The following is a 15,867-nucleotide window of genomic DNA, read 5'->3' on the forward strand; positions in this document are numbered from 1 at the left end:
TTCCCGGTGTCACTCGCGGACGATCCCGAGCTCGCGGTCCATGTCGTCGATGCTGCCCTCGTTGTGCTGGGCCGCTTGGCGCATCTGCCCGATCGACTTCATCGTCAGCGACTCGGCCGAAAGGCCGGTGAGGCGCACGACAAACCAGCGCCACGACCGGCCTTTGTAGACGGCGGGGTCGCCGAGGTCTACTCCGTACTCGCGGTGGAAGTCGGCTTCGATGAGCCGCCACCGTTCGAGGTAGTCGCTCCACGTGACTTGCGGGCCGGTGTTTTCCTGGAGCTCGCGCGCTTGGTCTTCGTCGATGAACTCCGGGATGTCTTCGGCGGACCGGACGACTCCCCGGCCTGTTCCGGGGGGCGGACATCACCGCCTTCTATCTGCCCGCCGTTGGTCCACACACGACGTGCGTAGTCGGCGCCCACGATGTGCCAAGCGAGCAGGGTCGCGCCCACCTTGACCATCTGTGGGTAGGTGACGCCGTTGGCCTCCATCTCGGCGCGCCGCTTGGGGCCGATGAGGTCTAGGTACAGCTCGACTTCGCCAGCGTCGTCGAGGTCGAGGTCCTTTCGGGGCTTGGGCCCGTGCTCGGCCAGGTGGGCGACGACCTCGTCCACGCTTGGCTCGCGGCCGAGCTGGTCGGTCAGCGTCTCGATCGCCTCGACGCGGGCCTTCGCGGCGCGGCGCATCTCCTCGCGGAGTTGCACGATCTGAATGCCGCGAGCCATCGGGATCGCCGCGGGGAATGCGTACTGCTTGCCATTGATGGGCAGGACGAGGGGCTTGTCGGTGGTGTCGTCCTGGTAGTCAACGAGGTCGGGGAAGGTGGTCACGGTCCTGGCTACCTCTCGGTTACGGGGTCGGCGGCGTGTACGTGAACGGCGTGAGCGCGCCAGCGCCGGTGATGTTGCAGTTGAACGGCGAGACGCCCTTGACGTCGCCGCCGGTGCCGCTCCAGTTCGCGGAGCCGCGTCCCTGGTAGCCCTTGTTGTTGTCCGTGCGGTACATGCGCACCTGCACGTAGGCGTCCGATCCGGTGGCGATACCGGCCGCCTTGAGTGCTTCCTGGCCGGGGTCCTCGACAGGGGAGGCTTCCTCGCCGGTGAAGCCTTCGAAGCCGGTCACATTCAGGGTCCACGACCGGAAGGTGGTGAGGCTGTCGGACCAGCCGTCGGAGTCGAAGTCGGAGGTGTCGACCTCCTCGGGGGACAGCTCGAGCGGAATCGAGGTGAGGCCGCGCACGGGGACCCAGTTCGGGGTCTCCTCGGTGCCGGTGTTGATCTCCAGCCGCTGGAAGCGGACGGCCCTCTTCTTGAGCTGCGCCGGGGGCGCGGGTGTCGTCACGGTGTGACCTCCATGATCAGTGCGTACAGTTGGAACGACACCGACCAGCGCGGCCGGCCGTTCGCGTCGGGCCCCAGCCAGAACGGCTGGGGCTCGTTCGCGTCACACGAGAAGATCTCTTGCTCGTGCTCTGTGCCTGCCGCCCACGTGATCGCCGCGGTATCCCGCAACGCCAACCGGATCGCCTCGGCGTCGTCGTGCCCGACCTGCCACGGCGTACCGACCGCATCCCGGAGGACGACCTGTAACTCGGGTCGCTCGTAGCCGGAGAGGTCGGTGCTGGGAAAGCCAGTTCGAGGAATGACGCAAACGCAGCGGTCCGGTGTGGACGGCATGTCGACGACGAATGCTGGGCGTGCGTCGGCGGGGCCTTGGCCGTCGTAGCGGGCAAGGCCGAGCGACGCGAGATGCAGAGCACCCGACTTCGGCAACACACCACGACGATGTGGCCGGGGTGTCACCCGGCCACTTGACTGGAAATCAAGTGAAGGTCAGCCGCCGAGGACGTCCTTGACCGCGTCGGCGATGTGCTGCTGCAGTCGCTGCTCGTTCAGCCGGAACGGGTCACCGAGGTACTTCGCCTTCCGGCCCGTGTCGTGCTGCCAAGTGATCTCCTCGTGCTGCCGAGCGGCATACACCGTGTCGTAGGAGACCGCTCCCTCGAACCCGTCGGGCGTGTCCACAATGGTCACCTTGCGCGAGCGGTCCAGGTCGCCCTGATCGAGCGGCACCTCCGCGCCGGAAAGCCGCGACAACTCCTCCATCGCCTCGCGGCCACCGCGCCGAAACGCTTCTAACACCAGGTCGTCGTCCGGGATGTTGAGGCTCACGACACGTGCACCTCGTGGTGCATGACCGTGCCGTCGAACCACGTCAGGGTCTCGACCATCTCGACCCGCCGCCAGTCCGGCGCGCCGCCGCCCTGCGCGAGCTGGTCGCCGACCTTCGGCTCCCACGCCGCGGGAACGTACACCGTGCCCGTGAGCAGCACGACACGGCCCTCGGGCGTCTGGATCTGCCGCGAGGTGCGCTCCCAACGGCCGTAGCCGGACATGGCCTCACCGAACGTCGGACCGTCGGGGCCGTCAGGGATCTGCCGCCGGAACCACACCGGATCCGCAGTGGGGATGATTGTGCCGAGCAGGCTCACCATGTCGCCACGCTCCCGCCGATCAGGCCAGCGCTTGCCAGCGCCTCGACAGCGGGCCACGGGAGCAGCGTCTCCCGCCCGTAGCCGACACCGTTCGCCGCGCCACCGCCCGAGGCGGTGCCATCCACTTCGAGCTTCCCGGCCTTCACCCGGCCACCGCGCTCGACGATCTCGGCGAGGCCGCCGAGGGCGGCCTGCGTCTTCCGCTGTTCGAGCTTCGCGCGCACGACCTCGCCCACCGCAGCGACGATGTCGCGGCGCACCTCGGCGTCCTCGGCGCGCTGGGTGGTCTCGTCGATGGGCGGCCAGCGCAGGATCTTCCCGCGCAGCGTGCGCACCGCGGCGTCGATGTCGCGCTGCAGTTGCGCCTCCGGGTAGTCCGTCGGCAGGTCTTCGCCGAGATATTCGCGGATGTCGGCGGTGGTTGCCCAGATCATGCGATGACCTCCACAGGTGCGGTGGGTTGCCAGCCCATGCCGTCCCATCGCAGCGGGTCGGCGAGCGGCACCCATGCGGTGCCGTTCCATCGGTAGGCGCGCGCCCCCGCGGGTGCGTCGACGGACGCCACGAGGATGTTGTCGATACGGAACGCTGGACCGGCCGCGCTCACGGACCACGTGAACCGCCACTCGACGCGGGCTGCCGTTTCCGGGGCGGTCAGCGTGCCCGAAGCCTCTGCCCACTCGGCCGAGCGCGGCATGTCGATGGTGTCCTCGCGTATGAGCGCGTTCCCGGCGTCGATCCAGCGGACGCGCCACGCCACTGCGGGCATCGTCGCGACGGCCTCCCGATACCGCACGCGGAACGTGTAGTTGGTGCCCGGCGCGGTGACCACGGCGGGCGTCTCCATCCGCATCACCGCGGAGCCGAACGCCTCGGTCGTCGTGGCGAGTAGCGAGGCCGGTGGACTGTACGCATCGCCGGTGTCGCGTGCGATTTGGCAGCCGTACCACGCGGCGTGCGCTTCGAGGTCGGTGTCGAACGTGGCGTCGACGATCACGGCCATGCTCAAGCCCCCGAGTCGGCGAACCACAGGTCACGAGTGGTGAGGCCAGGAGGCACGTTGCCGGGGTTCGTGCCACCGAGCCACACCACCGGGCGCGTGGTGGGACGCTGGGGCCAACCGGTGTCCGGGTCGTAGGCCAGGGTGACGGCGACGTCGGACAGGTCCGGTTGCTCCTGCGCCGTCGTGAGCGCCGCGGCGAGCCCGTCGATGTCGGCGATCTGGTGACGGTGCTCTGCGGGCGCGGCCTCCAGCGCGTCAAGGCGCGTGTCGATGTCGACCAGCGCCGCAGGAAGCCCGGCCACGTCGGCGGGCGCGTGCGTGTGCGGCGAGGGCGGGAACGCGCTTGGCTTGCCGGTGACCTCGGTCCACGCGACCGAACCGGCGGCGACGGTGACGTCGACGTTGCCGGCCTCGTCGGGCCCGACGCCGTTCACGGTGGCGACGACACGATGCAGCCCGCCCAGCGGCACGGTGTCCGCCGCCGAGGCGAGCGCGAGCGGCCCGTCGCCATCGGGCAGGGCGAACGTCTTCACGAACGTCCGCTCGCCGACGCGCACCGTGGCAGTCCACGTCCGCCCGGCTGGCGCCGCGACGTCGGTGCGGGGAAGCAACGTCTCCGCGTGCCCGTTCGCGTCGAACGTGGCCGAGATCGTGGCAGGGGCGACCAGGACGCCGTTGAGCACGCACCACGGCGCGCCGGTCTGCTGATACTCCAGCGACGCCCCTTGCACCGTCTGGCCGGTGAGCGCGACAAGGTCGCACACCACCTGCCGTTTCGGCCACGAGTCCGGCCACGTCATCGGTCAGGCCTCGGTGCCCGGGTCGTGCGCGATGACCGCGTCGCAGCCGCCGAGCTTCGCGACTGGGGTCACGTTCTTGCGCACGAGGAACGTGAGCACGAACGAGCCGATCACGCCGACGACAGTGACGATCGCGTTGACCGTCACGTCATCGATGGTGAGCCAGCCGACGCCGACCAGGGCGACGAGCACGGTGCGCACGCCCTCGGCGAGCTGCGCGGGCTCGGTCGCGGCGAGCCGGGCCAGGATCTCTCGAATGGACATCGTGGGTGTCTGCCTTCCTGGTCAGGGCCGGGGAGCGATGGAGATGCGGAACGGGCGGTCGGACCGATACCAGATGTCGATCTTCGCCGTGCCCTGAGGCAGGATCACCGACTTGCCAGCCGTTTCCCAGACGACGAAGTCGTTGAGGACTGACCCGGAGCCGCCAGGGTTCTTGTTGTTCGGCCCGGACATTGGCTTCGCTTGGTTCTTCCACGTGTTTATGCGGTGGATCACGACAGCGCGGTCGTGCGCGGGCGCGATCACGAGGTCATGCTCGCGCAGGATCGACGGCACCGGGATAGATTCGCAGCGCCAGATCCCGCCTTCGGCGCCACCTGCGGGCAGGGTTTCCATGTGGTCTCCTCCGTAGAGCTCGGCGTAGCTGGTGGACGGCTTCGGCGTGGCCGGAGCGGCCGATCCGTTGATGATCGACTGCACGCGGGTGCGGAATCCGGCCATGCCGCCCGGCCAGGATCGGATGTCGATCTTCCGGCTGGGGGCCCACTCGTTGTGCCCGATCACGCGTCCGGTCGGGAGCTTGTAGAAGCGGGCGAGTGCGGCGCACAGTCGCGGGTAGGCGTCGAGCATGGCGGGCGTCCAGTCGCCGTCGCCGCCCTCTTCGGCCTCGATGCCGATCGTGTTGGCGTTGCCGTTCGCGCCAATCCCTTGGTAGTAGCCCGATCCGGCGTGGTAGGCGAGCCCGGCGGCGACGAGGAACACCGTGCCATCGCGGCCGAGGCCGAGGTTGCACAGCGGCCCCGGAAGCCCGGACCGTCCAAACGTGACGATCGACTTCGACGGATAGTTGTCAGCCGGACGGGTCGTGTCCGGCGTGGCCGTCCAGTGGCACACGACGCCCTTCACGGACGACATGCCACCGTGGCCCCGGTTCCTCCATCCGTCGACATGCACAACGGGAAGCCGGGCACTGGCGACGGCGAGATCAAGGTTGGTCAGCCACACGCGAGCAACCGTGCGGCCCCAGTGTCACCCCTTGGCGAGGGTTGGAACCGTTGTCGGTGGCGGCTCCGCAGTGCAGGTGTACGTCGGCGACTCGTCCGGCGAGCCAGCGTCGCGCGTGCACGACTGCTCGCGGCCCGCCGCGTCCGTCCACGTCCACCCTGCGGGTGGCTCGCCGTCCTCACCGGGGGCCCCAGCGGGACCGACCGGTCCGGCAGGCCCAGCAGGGCCGGCAGGACCAGCGGGCCCGGATTCGCCATCAGCGCCATCCGCGCCCGGCTCGCCATCGACACCGTCAGCGCCATTCGCGCCGTCTGCGCCGGACTGGCCGTCCTCACCGGCAGGGCCGGTGTCGCCGCGCTCGCCCTGCGGACCACGGGGACCAGGCGGCCCCTGCTCGCCCCGCGGCCCGCGAGCACCCCGGACCGGCTCGACCTTCGGCACCCCACCGAGTTCCCGAACCTGATCAGCCAGCACCGCAGCCGCCGAGGCATTCTCCGACGCCCGCGACTGCAGCGTCTCGATCTCGTCCTGCATCGAGCTCCGGTCCAGGAGCCACACGACGAAGAACACCAGGACCCCGGCGATGGTCAGGCCCGCCGCAGCCCAGATCGTGCGGTGCCCGCGGCGGTCACGCGCACGCTCGGCCGCGGCCTCGACACGCCGATCGAACTCAGTCACCGGTCATCACCGCCCTCGCGGCGGATCCGCAGTGCCTCGGCGATCTCCTCGGGCGTGATCTCCCCGTCCTCGGCTGCGGCGAGCAGCCGGTCGGCAGCGGCCTCACGTGCGGCGCCTCGCCGTTCCCTGGTGCTGGTACGGAACGCGGTGACGACCACAGCGATCGCGCCACCCAGGGCGGTGACGAGACCTGCGAGTGCTGTGATGAGCGCTGCGACCTCACTCACTCACACCTCGTCGAACGTCTCGCCAGGAGTCATGTCCTGGCCCTGGAGGTCGGGCACCGGCTCGCCGAAATCGTCGGTCGGGCCGCTGGTGTCGTCGGGCTCGTTCGCGCCGGGCGCGGGCACCTCGACGTAACCGAGGTGGCGGAACACCGCCTCACGCTGCCCTGTCGCGTAGTGCGGATGACCGCCCTCACGCTGCGCCAACCACGGCATACCTGGTCCTCCAGTCCACGATCAATGTTGCAGGTGGGAGCCCCGGCGTGTCCACCTTCCCCAGGCGACCCGTCCACCACCACGGACCACACACCGGGGCTCCCGGTCTACTCGGCGAGCTTCGCGTTGACTCGCTCGGCGAGCTCGGCCTTGGTGCCGCTGGTGGGCAGCCCCAGCTCGCCGGCCATGCTCTTGAGCTCGTCGAGGCTGTGCTCGTCGGGCGACACCGCGCCCTGCTCTCCCTGCTCGGCGGGCTGCTCGTCGCCGCCCTCCGACCGCTCGCCCTCGGCCTGCTCGTCGAACAGCCTCGGCTCGTCCTGCTCCGCGCCCTGCTGGGTGAGGCCCTGCGTGGTCTCCGCGTAGCCGACGTTTCCATCGTCCACCTCGGGGCCACGCTCGGAGCCTGGTACCTCGCGCGCCTGGTAATGCCGTCGGTACAGCATCGGGATCACGCCGGCTGGGGAGCGAAGCGGGCGACACCGAGGCGACGGGTCGCCCGGTACACGCCGTAGTGGACGTTCGTGGTGATGATCGTCGAACGGGCGAGGATGTCCCGGTCGGTCTCGACCATCGGCCGCCGCTTGTAGGCCAGCAGGATCGAGTCCCGCCGCACCAGGCGCGCGCCGTTGACGGCCCGCCCGGACACGATTAGCGGGATGCCGTAGACGGAGCCGATCGCCCCGCGGAACAGGGTGGCGTTCGCACCAGCCTTATCGGCGGTCTGGAATCGGTCATCCTCCATGACCGCGATCTGCTCCTGCGGCGAGATCACGAGACCGGCGAATGCGTCGGCCCAGTCGCCCTCGTCGAGCTCGCCGAACTCGGCGATCGCCCTACCGAGAGTGTCGATCGAGAATGGTACCTGCGCGGGTGTGGTCGCACCGTCGGTGACGTCGACGGACCCAGGACCTGCGGCGTCAATCACGGCGAACAGGTCCTTGTCGATCTTCTGCGCGACGCCCCGCGTGAGCTGGCGGCGGGCCTCCGGCTCGGGATCCTGGATCGGGTCCATGCGGGCCTTGTCGGTGAGCTCGACGCCCTTTGCCGCCTCCTTGACGGTCATCTTCTCACCGTCGGTGTCCATCTTGACCGGCACGATGACGTCGGTCTCAGCGATGTCCTCGGCGTCACCGATGTAGTTCCACCAGTTCATCGAGATCTCGTTGCCGGGCTGGCCCTGCAGGCGCGTGTTGACGCGGGCCATCGGCGTGAAGCGGATCTTGTTTGGGATGTCCGCCTCGAGCATGTCTTCCCAGACCTCGGGGATGATCGGGGCGAGGTCGGTGCTCGTGGTCTGTGCCACGGTGTGTCTCCTTCGGACGGTGACGACGGGGGCTTCCGTGGTGTCGCTCGTCAGCGCCCGAGGGAGTGCTCGGGTGTCGTCCTCCTGCCGCGTGCGCGGCCCCGCCCGTTTTCCGCCCGTCGGCGCCCGGTGGAGTGGCCCGGGGTTACCTCCGTGTCGGAGAGTGGCCGGGTGGTGTCACCCGGCCGTCTCCGTGTGCGCCGGGAGCCAGTCGGCCACGTCGGCGTCGGTGAGCATGTCGACCATGAGCAGCCCGCCGGGCCAGCTCCAGGCCAGCCACGTGTACTGCTGCCGCTCCTCGTCGGCCTTCTCGACGACGGCCGCCGGGATGCGCTGCGCGATGCGCGCGCCTCCCGGCTCGACCCTCAGGTTCTCGTGCAGCTCCACGACGCGACTACTTCGCCGCCGCGGCCTTGATCTGCTGGTACAGGCCGGGGTTGTCCTTGTAGAGCTTGGTGCGCTCGTCGACGTCCATCTTCTTGAACTGCTCGACCGTCACGGACTGCTGCTGCCCGCCCGACCGATCACCACCGGACGACGCCGGGAGGCTAGAGCCCTTGAACTCGGGGTACTCCTCGACGCCCTTCTTGACAGCGCCTTCGATCGCTGCCTCGACGGCCTTCTCGTCAGCGCGGTCGACGCCCTTGAGCGCGCCGGAGATGTCGCACAGCTTCACGAACGCGCCGACGCGCTCGGGTTTGATCCCGGCCGCGGCGGCGAGCACCTTGGCCTCGGCGAGGTCGGCGCGCTGCTCGGCGGCGGTGGCGCGGGACTGCTCGGCTTCGAGCGCCTTGGCGGGGTCGACGTCGTCCGTGTCGTCGCCGTAGCCGAGGACCTTGGCGAGCTGCTTGTTCTGCTCGGCCTGCCGATCCTCGAAGGTCTTGCGCTCGCGCTGTATGCGCTCGTTGATCAGGCGGTCGACGTCGGCCTGCGTGAACGTCTTGCCCGCCCCGGTGTCGCTGTCGCCGTTGGTGGCGGGCTTGGCGCTATCCGCGGGCGAAGCGGCCGGGGGCTGCTGGGTTCCGGGCGCGGTGGCGGGCTGCCCGGTCGTGTCGGTGTTGGTGGCCGGGGTTGCCACGGCCGCGGGCTCGTTCTGCCCACTGGCGGCGGCTCCCGTCTCGGTTGCTGGGGAAGTCATGGACGGGAGCGTCGCCGCCGTGTGTCACCGGAGTCGGCGTCCGTAACAGGAACCACGGGTATGCCGACTAGCGATTCATGACCATGCGTACCCGGACGGTCGCGATCGCGGGCGTCCTCGTCGTCGCGGGCATCGCCACGGCTGCGTACCTACTCGTCCGGCCAGGCGACTTTACCGCCCGCGGCACCGTCACCATCACCGGCGGCAGCGGCATCGTCGGGGTTTCCTCTGGCGGCGTGTTCTACGGCGACCACGGCTCCTGCCGCGGTGTCGACGGCTACTCCGACCTCACCCCCGGCAGCACCGTGTCCATCGCGAACAGCTCCGGGGAGATCGTCGCCCTCGGCGCCATCGAGGTCGGCGAGTCCAAGACCGGGGTAACCGAGCCGGGCTGCATGCTGCACTTCAACGTCCACGAGGTCCCCGCTGGTGACGGGCCGTACCAGGTGGCGGTGGGGCATCGGAACGCTGTGCCGGCCAGCGAGGACGAACTCAGGTCTGGGGCTCTTCTGGTGATCGACTAGTGGACTGCCTCGTGGGGACCGTTCGTTAGCCCGCTCCACCGACCGGGCGCTCGCGGTCTCGTTTCCGGAGCTGCCCGGTCTCCTCGACCAGCGCCTTGATGCGCGCCGAGTTCTCCCGGATCTGGGCCCGCAGGCGGCGTGCGGTGTCGGTCTGCTTCCCGAACTGCTCGGCCGCGGCCAACCGCCGCTTGAGCTCGCGGGCGCGCCGCTCCAGCGCGCGGAGCCGCTGCTGATCCTTGTAGCCCTCCTCGTTGCCGTGCGGCGGCTCGATCCGCGTCAGGCCCGGCGTGTACGGGTCGGCGCGGTGGGTGCAGTTCGGATGCCACAACCCCGCGGCGCGCGCGGCGGCGAGGGGCGCGGCCACGCGGTGCCCGCCGTGCTCCTGCCCCACGGACACGCCCGAGATGGATAGCACCTTGCCTTCCCACGGGCGGCACATCGGACACTCCCGCGGCGAATCGGAGATCACCACCAGGTCGCGGCCCTCGACGAGCATCTGATCGAGCTGCCCCTGCACCATCGCCTGGCCCGCCACCGTGCGGCCCGCCATGCGCGCGTACGAATCGAGGTGCCAGCGGCGGCCCTGGTCGTCCTCGAACCGGTCGTAGCCTTCGGCTTCGAGCCGGTCGACGGCGCGGGCGACCGCTTCGCGGCGGACCATCGTGCCGGTCTGCATCAGTAGCTCGGTCTCGACGATCGCCCGCTGGTACACGTCGAGGTGCGAGCGGAGCACGGGGACGTAGGTGCCGCGCAGCTGCCGCACGTACCGCTGGGCGAGCGAGAACACTTCGTCCGTGCGGGTCGCGATGCTGCGGACGTCGAGAGTGCGGGCAGCGCGCTCGCCGAGGTCGTACGCCTCCCGCAGCGCCCGCTCGACCATGCGCGGCGTGGCCCGATCCAGGCCGTTCACGATGGACTGCAGCTCGTCGCGCACGGCGAGCACCTCGCGCGCCTTCTGCTCGGCCCACCCCTGCTGCTCGATCCCGCGCGCGAGCCGGCGGGCGACCGCCTCGATCATCCGCTCGGCGGCGAGGTCCCACACGTCCAGCAGGGACTTGAGCACAGTGGCGGCGTCGGCCGGGTTCACACCCTGCGCTGCCGCCACGGCGGCAGCCGCAGCAGCGGACGGCGGTACGGCGGGGCCGGTCACGGCTCAGCGGTGTCGAGCGCGTCGGGCGTCTCGTACCCGGTCAGCGGGTTCTCGGCGCGCTTGGCCTCCCGCTCTGCCTGGATGCGCTCAACCTCGTCGGTGACCTGCTTCTCGTCCCACTCTGGGTGGGCCATCTGCACGCTGGTCTCGATGCTGATCGCCTCGGCGAGCTTGAGGGTGTTGATCGTCTCGGCGGTTTCCTTCGGGTCAGCCTGGTCGGTCTCCCGCCACTCCAGCGTCGGCCGCTCCGTCGGGCGCGGCCGGCCGAAGATCACGGCGTTGATCAGCATCAGGGTCTCGGCGAACCGCTCCAGCGCCGGGCGCGCGTACTGGCGCTTCCGGTTCTTCGTCTGGTGCGACCGGTGCTCCCGGCGCCGAATCGCTGTGCCCGAGAGCTGGCCCTCGACGTGCATCCCGAACGACTGCGGCGCGTACCCGGCGCGGGACACGATCTGCTCGACGAGCGCCGCGCACGTGTCGGCGTGCTCCTGCACGCGGATCGCGAACTGCACGGGCGTGATCGGTGCGAGGCCGTTGCCCGACTCCATCGGCAGCCCCGACAGTGGGGTGAAGACCTTCGCGTCCTCGTCGAACACCTTCGCCGGCGTGCTCCGGCGGTGTCGCCCGAAGAACTTGTCGGTCGCGGTCTGCACGTGCCCGGTCGAGCGCGACGACGGCGCGACCGAATCCAGCATCTCGGCCGAGACGAGCACGCGGCCTTTGCCGAGGTCGAGATCCCGCATCCACGAAGCCCACGCCGCGTCGAGCGCGTCGAGCTCGGTCTCCAGCCCCTGGATGTCGGCGCGCCCGTACGGCTGTCGGTCGAGCGGCTGCGGCAACTGGTTCGGGATGTACTCGACAAGGATCCCCCGGGCGCGGATCGGTCGCGTGTCGATGACCCCGCCCGACTCGCCGACGGCGAGATGCTTGGTGTCAGGGTGATCGGCCAGCCCCATCAGCTTGCCGATGTTGTTCGGCGTGCCCTTCCACAGCTCGTGCCGGATCTGACCGGGCTCGTGATGCTCCAGCCACCGCCACTGGAAGCCGTCGCGCTCTCCGAGGTTGGTCACGAACACGACGCCGATCAGCATGCCGAACCGGAACTCGGGGATCGCCTCGTCGGCACGAACCGAGGTCGACAGCGGGTGGTCGAATAGGTCCCGCTCCCACGCCGGGCGGAGGTACACGCCACCGAGCGCGGCGCACACTTCACCGGCCTCGACCAGGCTGTTGCCCCACCCGATCGTCTGCGCGAGCTCGTCCCACGCGTCCTGCACGTCGGCCGAGAACTGGAGCGTCGGGGAGTCCGAGAACACCAGCTCGGCGCTGGTACCGGCGATGTCTCCCGCGAGCGGCAGGTGCATCTGCCGGTCCTTGAGTTCCTTGTCGCGGTGCTTCTCCCAGTAGCCCCCGGGCGCGGTGGTGGAGGCGTGTGTGCGGAGGTCGTCGAGGTCGCCGGACCACCACGCGGCCCACGAGGGCCAGCGCTTGCGCAGTTTCTCGGCGCCGGGCGGCGGCCAGGGCATGTCTGGGCTGATCAGCACCGGGTGAGCGTCGCGCGCGAATGTCACCCAGTCCGTCCAGTGCGGTCAGTTCCGTCTAGCGCGTTCTGGTCCGCGCAGCGACCGTTCTGTCTGCTCCGTAACGGTATCGAACCTTCCTGCGACTCATGATCAGGAGACGACACACCGGACTGGGGACCGCCATGACCCGCACGGCGCTGCGCAACACCACCATCATGCTTGCCGTGATCGCCGTCGCGCTCGGAGTGACGATCGCGATCATCCTCATCGGACGTGACGACGAACCGTCCGTCGGCAGCGGAGGCGTGACCGGCACCGCGGCGACGGCTGAGGACACCTTCACGCTGGAGGGCACGATCACGCTGTCGACGGACGGCGCCGACCTCCAGCTCAACGACGACGGCTCCTGGTACTGCATCGGCGCGAACGGCTACGACGACATCGCCGAGGGCACGAGGGTCACGGTCTACGACCCGTCGGGCGCCGTGCTCGCGACCGGCGCGCTCGGCCAGGGCGGGGACTCCGTCGAGCCGTGCGTGCTGCCGATCGCCGTCCCCGACGTGCCCGGCGGCCACGACACGTATCAGGTCGAGGTGTCGGACCGCGGGAAGATCGTCGTGTCCGCGACCGAAGCGAAGGCCGGCCAGGTCGCGCTCACCCTCGACTGAGGCTGCATACCTGGTCCCGAGCCGATCCATCTGACGGCAGATTTCGTTGCCGAAATTCTGTAGACTCATCTACAGAATTTGTGTAGAGTACTCTACATGCAGAGATACGAACTCGACGCCTGGCTCGGCGACCACGACCTCACGGACGACCAGCTCCGCGATCTGCTAGATGCGGCCAATGAGATCGAGGAGCGATACCCGGAACCGGACGACTCCGAAGAACGCGACGCGGCCCTCGTCACCGCATACCGGCTCATGATCGCAGACCCCGAGACAGTCGTAGATGACCTCGGCGCCGATCTCCTGCGCGCCCGGCAAGCCGAAGCCGCCGCGCTGGCGGGTATCCGCCACGCCGCCACCGCCCTCGTTCGCATCGACCGGTCCGCGCGCGGCATCGAGTCTCAAGCTGGTTTCGCCGAGCGGGTCGGCGTCGACCGCATGACCGTTCGAGACTGGATCGGCTTACGCTGACGACATTGGTGTGAGCGCTACGCGGCCTGGTCGCGTTCGGACGTGGCAGCGAGTTCGGGGAGCCAGCGGCGCCACGCAGGGGCCGCGGCCATGACGCCGTAGCGAAGCGCGTCGGGCCCGTGGTCGTCGGTCTTGACGGGCTGCTCCTCGCCGCGCTGTAGGGCGGTCTCGTCCCAGACGTAGCCGCACATCTCGTCCCACAGGATCGGGCACTTCGCCTTGTCGATCAGCAGCTTGCCGCCCGCGATCAGCGACGAGGTGTTGCGGATGCCGACGTCGACGCGGTTGTCGGCGGAGCGGATGCCGGGCCAGCCGTCGGCGCGCATCTGCGTCCGCAGGCTCGCCGCGCTGGGATCGAGGACGATGATCGGCGCGACGGGTAAGTGCTCGATGAGCGGGCCCGCCCACTCGGCGAGCCGCTGCGAGATCGCGGCATCGGTGAGCTGACCCTTCTTCCTGCCGTCGTGCTGCCACTCGGCGGCGGCGTGCAGCCGGTCGTCGGTGAGCACGATGAGCACGGCGTGCGTCGGGTTGCTCGTGCCGTAGTCGAGCGCGATCCACCCGCGCTGCCACCGGTCCGGGTCGGGCGCAGCCGCAGTGTGCACGGCGTCGTCGAGCATGTCGTAGATCGCGCCCTCAGCCGCCACCCACAGCCCGAGGATGAACCGCTTGTACCAGAGCCCCGTGAACTCGGCCATCAGGCCGCGCACGTACTCGGGGTCGAGGCCGGGGTTGTCGTCGAGGTTGAAGTGGAACGACACGATGTCCGGTCGCTCGGGGTGGTCGAGGGGGAGCTTCTCCTTGTCGAGGAACTTCTTCTTGAACCAGTGGGCCGGGTTGTCCGGGTTCGTCGTGCCGAAAAGCTTCGCTCCGGGCACGGACATGCGGCCGAGGAGCTGTGTGAAAAACGCCTCGGGAAGGACGGTGATCTCATCGACGTACGCGCCGGCCAACGTGAGGCCGCGGATACGGGACTCGGCGCGGGCGTCGTTGGCGCCGATGACGTGGACGAGCCTGCCGAGGATTCGGGCGGTGGTGGCCCCGCGGGTGTAGGAGATCGCGGCGGGGTTCATGTCGGCGATGACGTCGAGCACGTTCCGGGCGAGCGTGTCCCTCGTTTTGCCGATCATGGCGAGCGGCCCGGCGGGTGCGGTGCGGACGAACATCAGCCAGCGGATGATCGATCCGATGGTCTTGCCGGATCGGATGGCGCCTTCCCACACGTTGATGCGGTGGGTGGCGTCGAGGATGCTGTCTTGCTGCTTGACGGACAGCGCGGCGGCCTTGGCCGTCGTGGTGGTCACCCGTCGGCCTCGGCGTCGCGCGCCGTGGCGGCCTCCCGCTCGTGCCGCGCCTGCCGGAGGCTGTTCTCGAACTGCTCCAGCATGTTGCTGGCCTGCCCGGCGCCGGAGTTCTCGGCTTCGAGGCGGGCGAGGCCGATGGCCTGGGCGGCGGCGCCGGTGATGGCGCCCATGGTGGCGCGCCACTCGGCGGGCCCAGCGGGCAGCACGGTCTGCTCGACTTCTTCGCGCCCCATGTCGACCTTGACGACGTTCAGGTGCACAACGTCGCCGAACAGCCGCTCACGCAGCTCGGCGATGTCGTCGAGTAGCCCGGCCTGCAGTTCGGTGCGTCGGCGGGCCAGTTCGGCGGCGTTCGCCGCGGTCGCGGCCTCCGTGCGCTCGCGCCGGTCCTCCCACGCGTCGGCAAGGTCGTACTCGACGGCGACCCGGTAGACGGTGGAGATGGAGACGCCGAACTCGCTCGCGATGGCGCGATGCGAGGGTGTGGGGACGCGGCGGATGGCGTCGGCGATCGCGTCGCGGGTCTCTTGGGGGAGCGGTGGGCCTGGCACACGCTGATCGTGAGACCAGCGTGTTACCGGCCGTATCCGCTGGTCAGTGGCTGGATTCGCGTGCTTCGAGTTCGGCGCGCAGGGCGTCGGTGGGCACCTTCTCCAGCCCGACCCAGCGGACGTTGTTGGTCTCGACATCGACCTGCGCGGCGAACACCGTCAGCACGGCCATCGGCACCTGCTTGACGCCGAGGGTGACCTGCGCGGCGATGACGCCGGGGATGGTCTCGCCGTTGGTGGCGTCGGTGACGAGGCCGAGCGGGTGGTCGGGGTTCTGCTGGATGCGGATGCTCCGCTTGGTGGTGGGCATGCCGCGATGCTGGCGGGCGGGTGTTACCTCGCGTCGGGCTCGTAGATGCGGACCAGTTTCTGTGCGAGGTGCATGGCTTCGACGAGGTCGGCTTGCACGACGGGCGCGTTCATAGCGTTGATCCGGTCGAGGCACTGCTGGAGCACCTTGATCCCGTCGCGGAACCACTGGTCGACCATGCGCGGCGGTGGTGGCGGTGGCGGGTACCTGACTTCGAATGGCATGTCGTCTCCCTGCTCGTGGTGGTGCCGGCCGGTCGCTTCCCCCGACTGACCGGCAC

27 protein-coding genes are annotated in these 15,867 nt (G+C 69.7%); 3 read left to right on the plus strand and 24 right to left on the minus strand.

Features of this window, described 5'->3' with window-relative positions:
- Window positions 1-9 precede the first annotated feature (9 nt).
- The 18 genes from FCN18_RS40600 to FCN18_RS23740 form a co-directional block, all read right to left on the minus strand.
- Window positions 10-138 (minus strand): hypothetical protein, encoded by a 129-nt coding sequence (locus FCN18_RS40600; protein ID WP_267285372.1) that lies wholly within the window; start codon window positions 136-138, stop codon window positions 10-12.
- Window positions 139-188: 50 nt separating this feature from the next.
- Window positions 189-833, minus strand: a complete 645-nt coding sequence (locus FCN18_RS39845) for a DUF7426 family protein (protein ID WP_206077976.1) — start codon at window positions 831-833, stop codon at window positions 189-191.
- Between the two features lie 19 nt (window positions 834-852).
- The gene (locus FCN18_RS23665; RefSeq protein WP_112275422.1) at window positions 853-1,344 is read right to left on the minus strand and encodes a phage tail tube protein; all 492 of its coding nucleotides are present in this window, start codon (window positions 1,342-1,344) and stop codon (window positions 853-855) included.
- Complete coding sequence (locus FCN18_RS23670) at window positions 1,341-1,778, minus strand: minor capsid protein (protein WP_112275424.1); 438 nt, start codon at window positions 1,776-1,778, stop codon at window positions 1,341-1,343. Before FCN18_RS23670 ends, FCN18_RS23665 begins: the two co-directional genes overlap by 4 nt.
- 57 nt (window positions 1,779-1,835) lie before the next feature.
- On the minus strand, window positions 1,836-2,174 hold the full coding sequence (locus FCN18_RS23675) for a hypothetical protein (protein WP_112275426.1): 339 nt from the start codon (window positions 2,172-2,174) through the stop codon (window positions 1,836-1,838).
- Window positions 2,171-2,497, minus strand: a complete 327-nt coding sequence (locus tag FCN18_RS23680) for a hypothetical protein (protein WP_112275428.1) — start codon at window positions 2,495-2,497, stop codon at window positions 2,171-2,173. The genes FCN18_RS23675 and FCN18_RS23680 overlap by 4 nt, the downstream gene beginning before the upstream one ends.
- Entirely contained in the window at window positions 2,491-2,931 is a 441-nt protein-coding gene (locus FCN18_RS23685) for a hypothetical protein (RefSeq protein WP_112275430.1), read from the minus strand. The genes FCN18_RS23680 and FCN18_RS23685 overlap by 7 nt, the downstream gene beginning before the upstream one ends.
- The gene (locus tag FCN18_RS23690; RefSeq protein WP_146770602.1) at window positions 2,928-3,506 is read right to left on the minus strand and encodes a hypothetical protein; all 579 of its coding nucleotides are present in this window, start codon (window positions 3,504-3,506) and stop codon (window positions 2,928-2,930) included. The genes FCN18_RS23685 and FCN18_RS23690 overlap by 4 nt, the downstream gene beginning before the upstream one ends.
- A complete protein-coding gene (locus tag FCN18_RS23695; protein WP_112275434.1) occupies window positions 3,503-4,300 on the minus strand; it encodes a hypothetical protein in 798 nt (265 codons plus the stop codon). Before FCN18_RS23695 ends, FCN18_RS23690 begins: the two co-directional genes overlap by 4 nt.
- 3 nt (window positions 4,301-4,303) lie before the next feature.
- Window positions 4,304-4,564, minus strand: coding sequence for a hypothetical protein (locus FCN18_RS23700; RefSeq protein ID WP_112275436.1), 261 nt, complete (start codon window positions 4,562-4,564; stop codon window positions 4,304-4,306).
- A gap of 21 nt (window positions 4,565-4,585) precedes the next feature.
- A complete protein-coding gene (locus tag FCN18_RS23705) occupies window positions 4,586-5,437 on the minus strand; it encodes a peptidoglycan recognition protein family protein (RefSeq protein ID WP_112275438.1) in 852 nt (283 codons plus the stop codon).
- A 114-nt stretch (window positions 5,438-5,551) separates the two neighbouring features.
- Window positions 5,552-6,205, minus strand: a complete 654-nt coding sequence (locus FCN18_RS23710; RefSeq protein WP_112275440.1) for a collagen-like protein — start codon at window positions 6,203-6,205, stop codon at window positions 5,552-5,554.
- Window positions 6,202-6,432 (minus strand): hypothetical protein, encoded by a 231-nt coding sequence (locus FCN18_RS23715; protein ID WP_112275442.1) that lies wholly within the window; start codon window positions 6,430-6,432, stop codon window positions 6,202-6,204. Before FCN18_RS23715 ends, FCN18_RS23710 begins: the two co-directional genes overlap by 4 nt.
- A complete protein-coding gene (locus FCN18_RS23720; RefSeq protein WP_112275444.1) occupies window positions 6,433-6,645 on the minus strand; it encodes a hypothetical protein in 213 nt (70 codons plus the stop codon).
- Window positions 6,646-6,752: 107 nt separating this feature from the next.
- Window positions 6,753-7,028: an SAP domain-containing protein gene (locus tag FCN18_RS23725; RefSeq protein ID WP_137096115.1), complete on the minus strand. Its 276-nt coding sequence runs from the start codon at window positions 7,026-7,028 to the stop codon at window positions 6,753-6,755.
- Window positions 7,029-7,093: 65 nt separating this feature from the next.
- On the minus strand, window positions 7,094-7,948 hold the full coding sequence (locus FCN18_RS23730) for a N4-gp56 family major capsid protein (protein WP_158303154.1): 855 nt from the start codon (window positions 7,946-7,948) through the stop codon (window positions 7,094-7,096).
- Window positions 7,949-8,125: 177 nt separating this feature from the next.
- Window positions 8,126-8,335, minus strand: coding sequence for a hypothetical protein (locus FCN18_RS23735; protein ID WP_112275450.1), 210 nt, complete (start codon window positions 8,333-8,335; stop codon window positions 8,126-8,128).
- A gap of 7 nt (window positions 8,336-8,342) precedes the next feature.
- Window positions 8,343-9,086 (minus strand): hypothetical protein, encoded by a 744-nt coding sequence (locus FCN18_RS23740; protein WP_137096116.1) that lies wholly within the window; start codon window positions 9,084-9,086, stop codon window positions 8,343-8,345.
- A gap of 77 nt (window positions 9,087-9,163) precedes the next feature.
- On the opposite strand from FCN18_RS23740, the gene FCN18_RS23745 reads away from it, so the two are divergent.
- A complete protein-coding gene (locus FCN18_RS23745; RefSeq protein WP_112275454.1) occupies window positions 9,164-9,610 on the plus strand; it encodes a hypothetical protein in 447 nt (148 codons plus the stop codon).
- A 25-nt stretch (window positions 9,611-9,635) separates the two neighbouring features.
- On the opposite strand, the gene FCN18_RS23750 is transcribed toward FCN18_RS23745, so the two are convergent.
- Entirely contained in the window at window positions 9,636-10,760 is a 1,125-nt protein-coding gene (locus tag FCN18_RS23750) for a phage minor capsid protein (RefSeq protein WP_228714101.1), read from the minus strand.
- A complete protein-coding gene (locus FCN18_RS23755) occupies window positions 10,757-12,304 on the minus strand; it encodes a phage portal protein (protein WP_112275793.1) in 1,548 nt (515 codons plus the stop codon). The genes FCN18_RS23750 and FCN18_RS23755 overlap by 4 nt, the downstream gene beginning before the upstream one ends.
- 161 nt (window positions 12,305-12,465) lie before the next feature.
- Here FCN18_RS23755 and FCN18_RS23760 point away from each other — a divergent pair, with 161 nt between their 5' ends.
- Both FCN18_RS23760 and FCN18_RS23765 read left to right on the plus strand, forming a co-directional pair.
- Window positions 12,466-12,951 carry a hypothetical protein gene (locus FCN18_RS23760; RefSeq protein WP_206077977.1) on the plus strand — a complete coding sequence of 162 codons (486 nt, stop codon included), beginning with the start codon at window positions 12,466-12,468 and terminating at the stop codon, window positions 12,949-12,951.
- Window positions 12,952-13,047: 96 nt separating this feature from the next.
- On the plus strand, window positions 13,048-13,422 hold the full coding sequence (locus FCN18_RS23765; protein ID WP_112275456.1) for a hypothetical protein: 375 nt from the start codon (window positions 13,048-13,050) through the stop codon (window positions 13,420-13,422).
- 17 nt (window positions 13,423-13,439) lie between these two features.
- On the opposite strand, the gene FCN18_RS23770 is transcribed toward FCN18_RS23765, so the two are convergent.
- Genes FCN18_RS23770 through FCN18_RS23785 form a run of 4 tightly spaced genes read right to left on the minus strand, consistent with a single transcriptional unit; the run spans window position 13,440 to window position 15,811 of the window.
- Window positions 13,440-14,726 (minus strand): PBSX family phage terminase large subunit, encoded by a 1,287-nt coding sequence (locus FCN18_RS23770; protein WP_112275458.1) that lies wholly within the window; start codon window positions 14,724-14,726, stop codon window positions 13,440-13,442.
- Window positions 14,723-15,277: a hypothetical protein gene (locus FCN18_RS23775; RefSeq protein WP_112275460.1), complete on the minus strand. Its 555-nt coding sequence runs from the start codon at window positions 15,275-15,277 to the stop codon at window positions 14,723-14,725. Before FCN18_RS23775 ends, FCN18_RS23770 begins: the two co-directional genes overlap by 4 nt.
- Before the next feature lie 43 nt (window positions 15,278-15,320).
- Window positions 15,321-15,587 (minus strand): hypothetical protein, encoded by a 267-nt coding sequence (locus FCN18_RS23780; RefSeq protein WP_112275462.1) that lies wholly within the window; start codon window positions 15,585-15,587, stop codon window positions 15,321-15,323.
- A gap of 23 nt (window positions 15,588-15,610) precedes the next feature.
- Complete coding sequence (locus FCN18_RS23785; protein WP_137096117.1) at window positions 15,611-15,811, minus strand: hypothetical protein; 201 nt, start codon at window positions 15,809-15,811, stop codon at window positions 15,611-15,613.
- Window positions 15,812-15,867 lie beyond the last annotated feature (56 nt).

The sequence above is a fragment of the Prauserella endophytica genome, assembly GCF_005146945.1.
GTDB lineage: Bacteria > Actinomycetota > Actinomycetes > Mycobacteriales > Pseudonocardiaceae > Prauserella_A > Prauserella_A endophytica.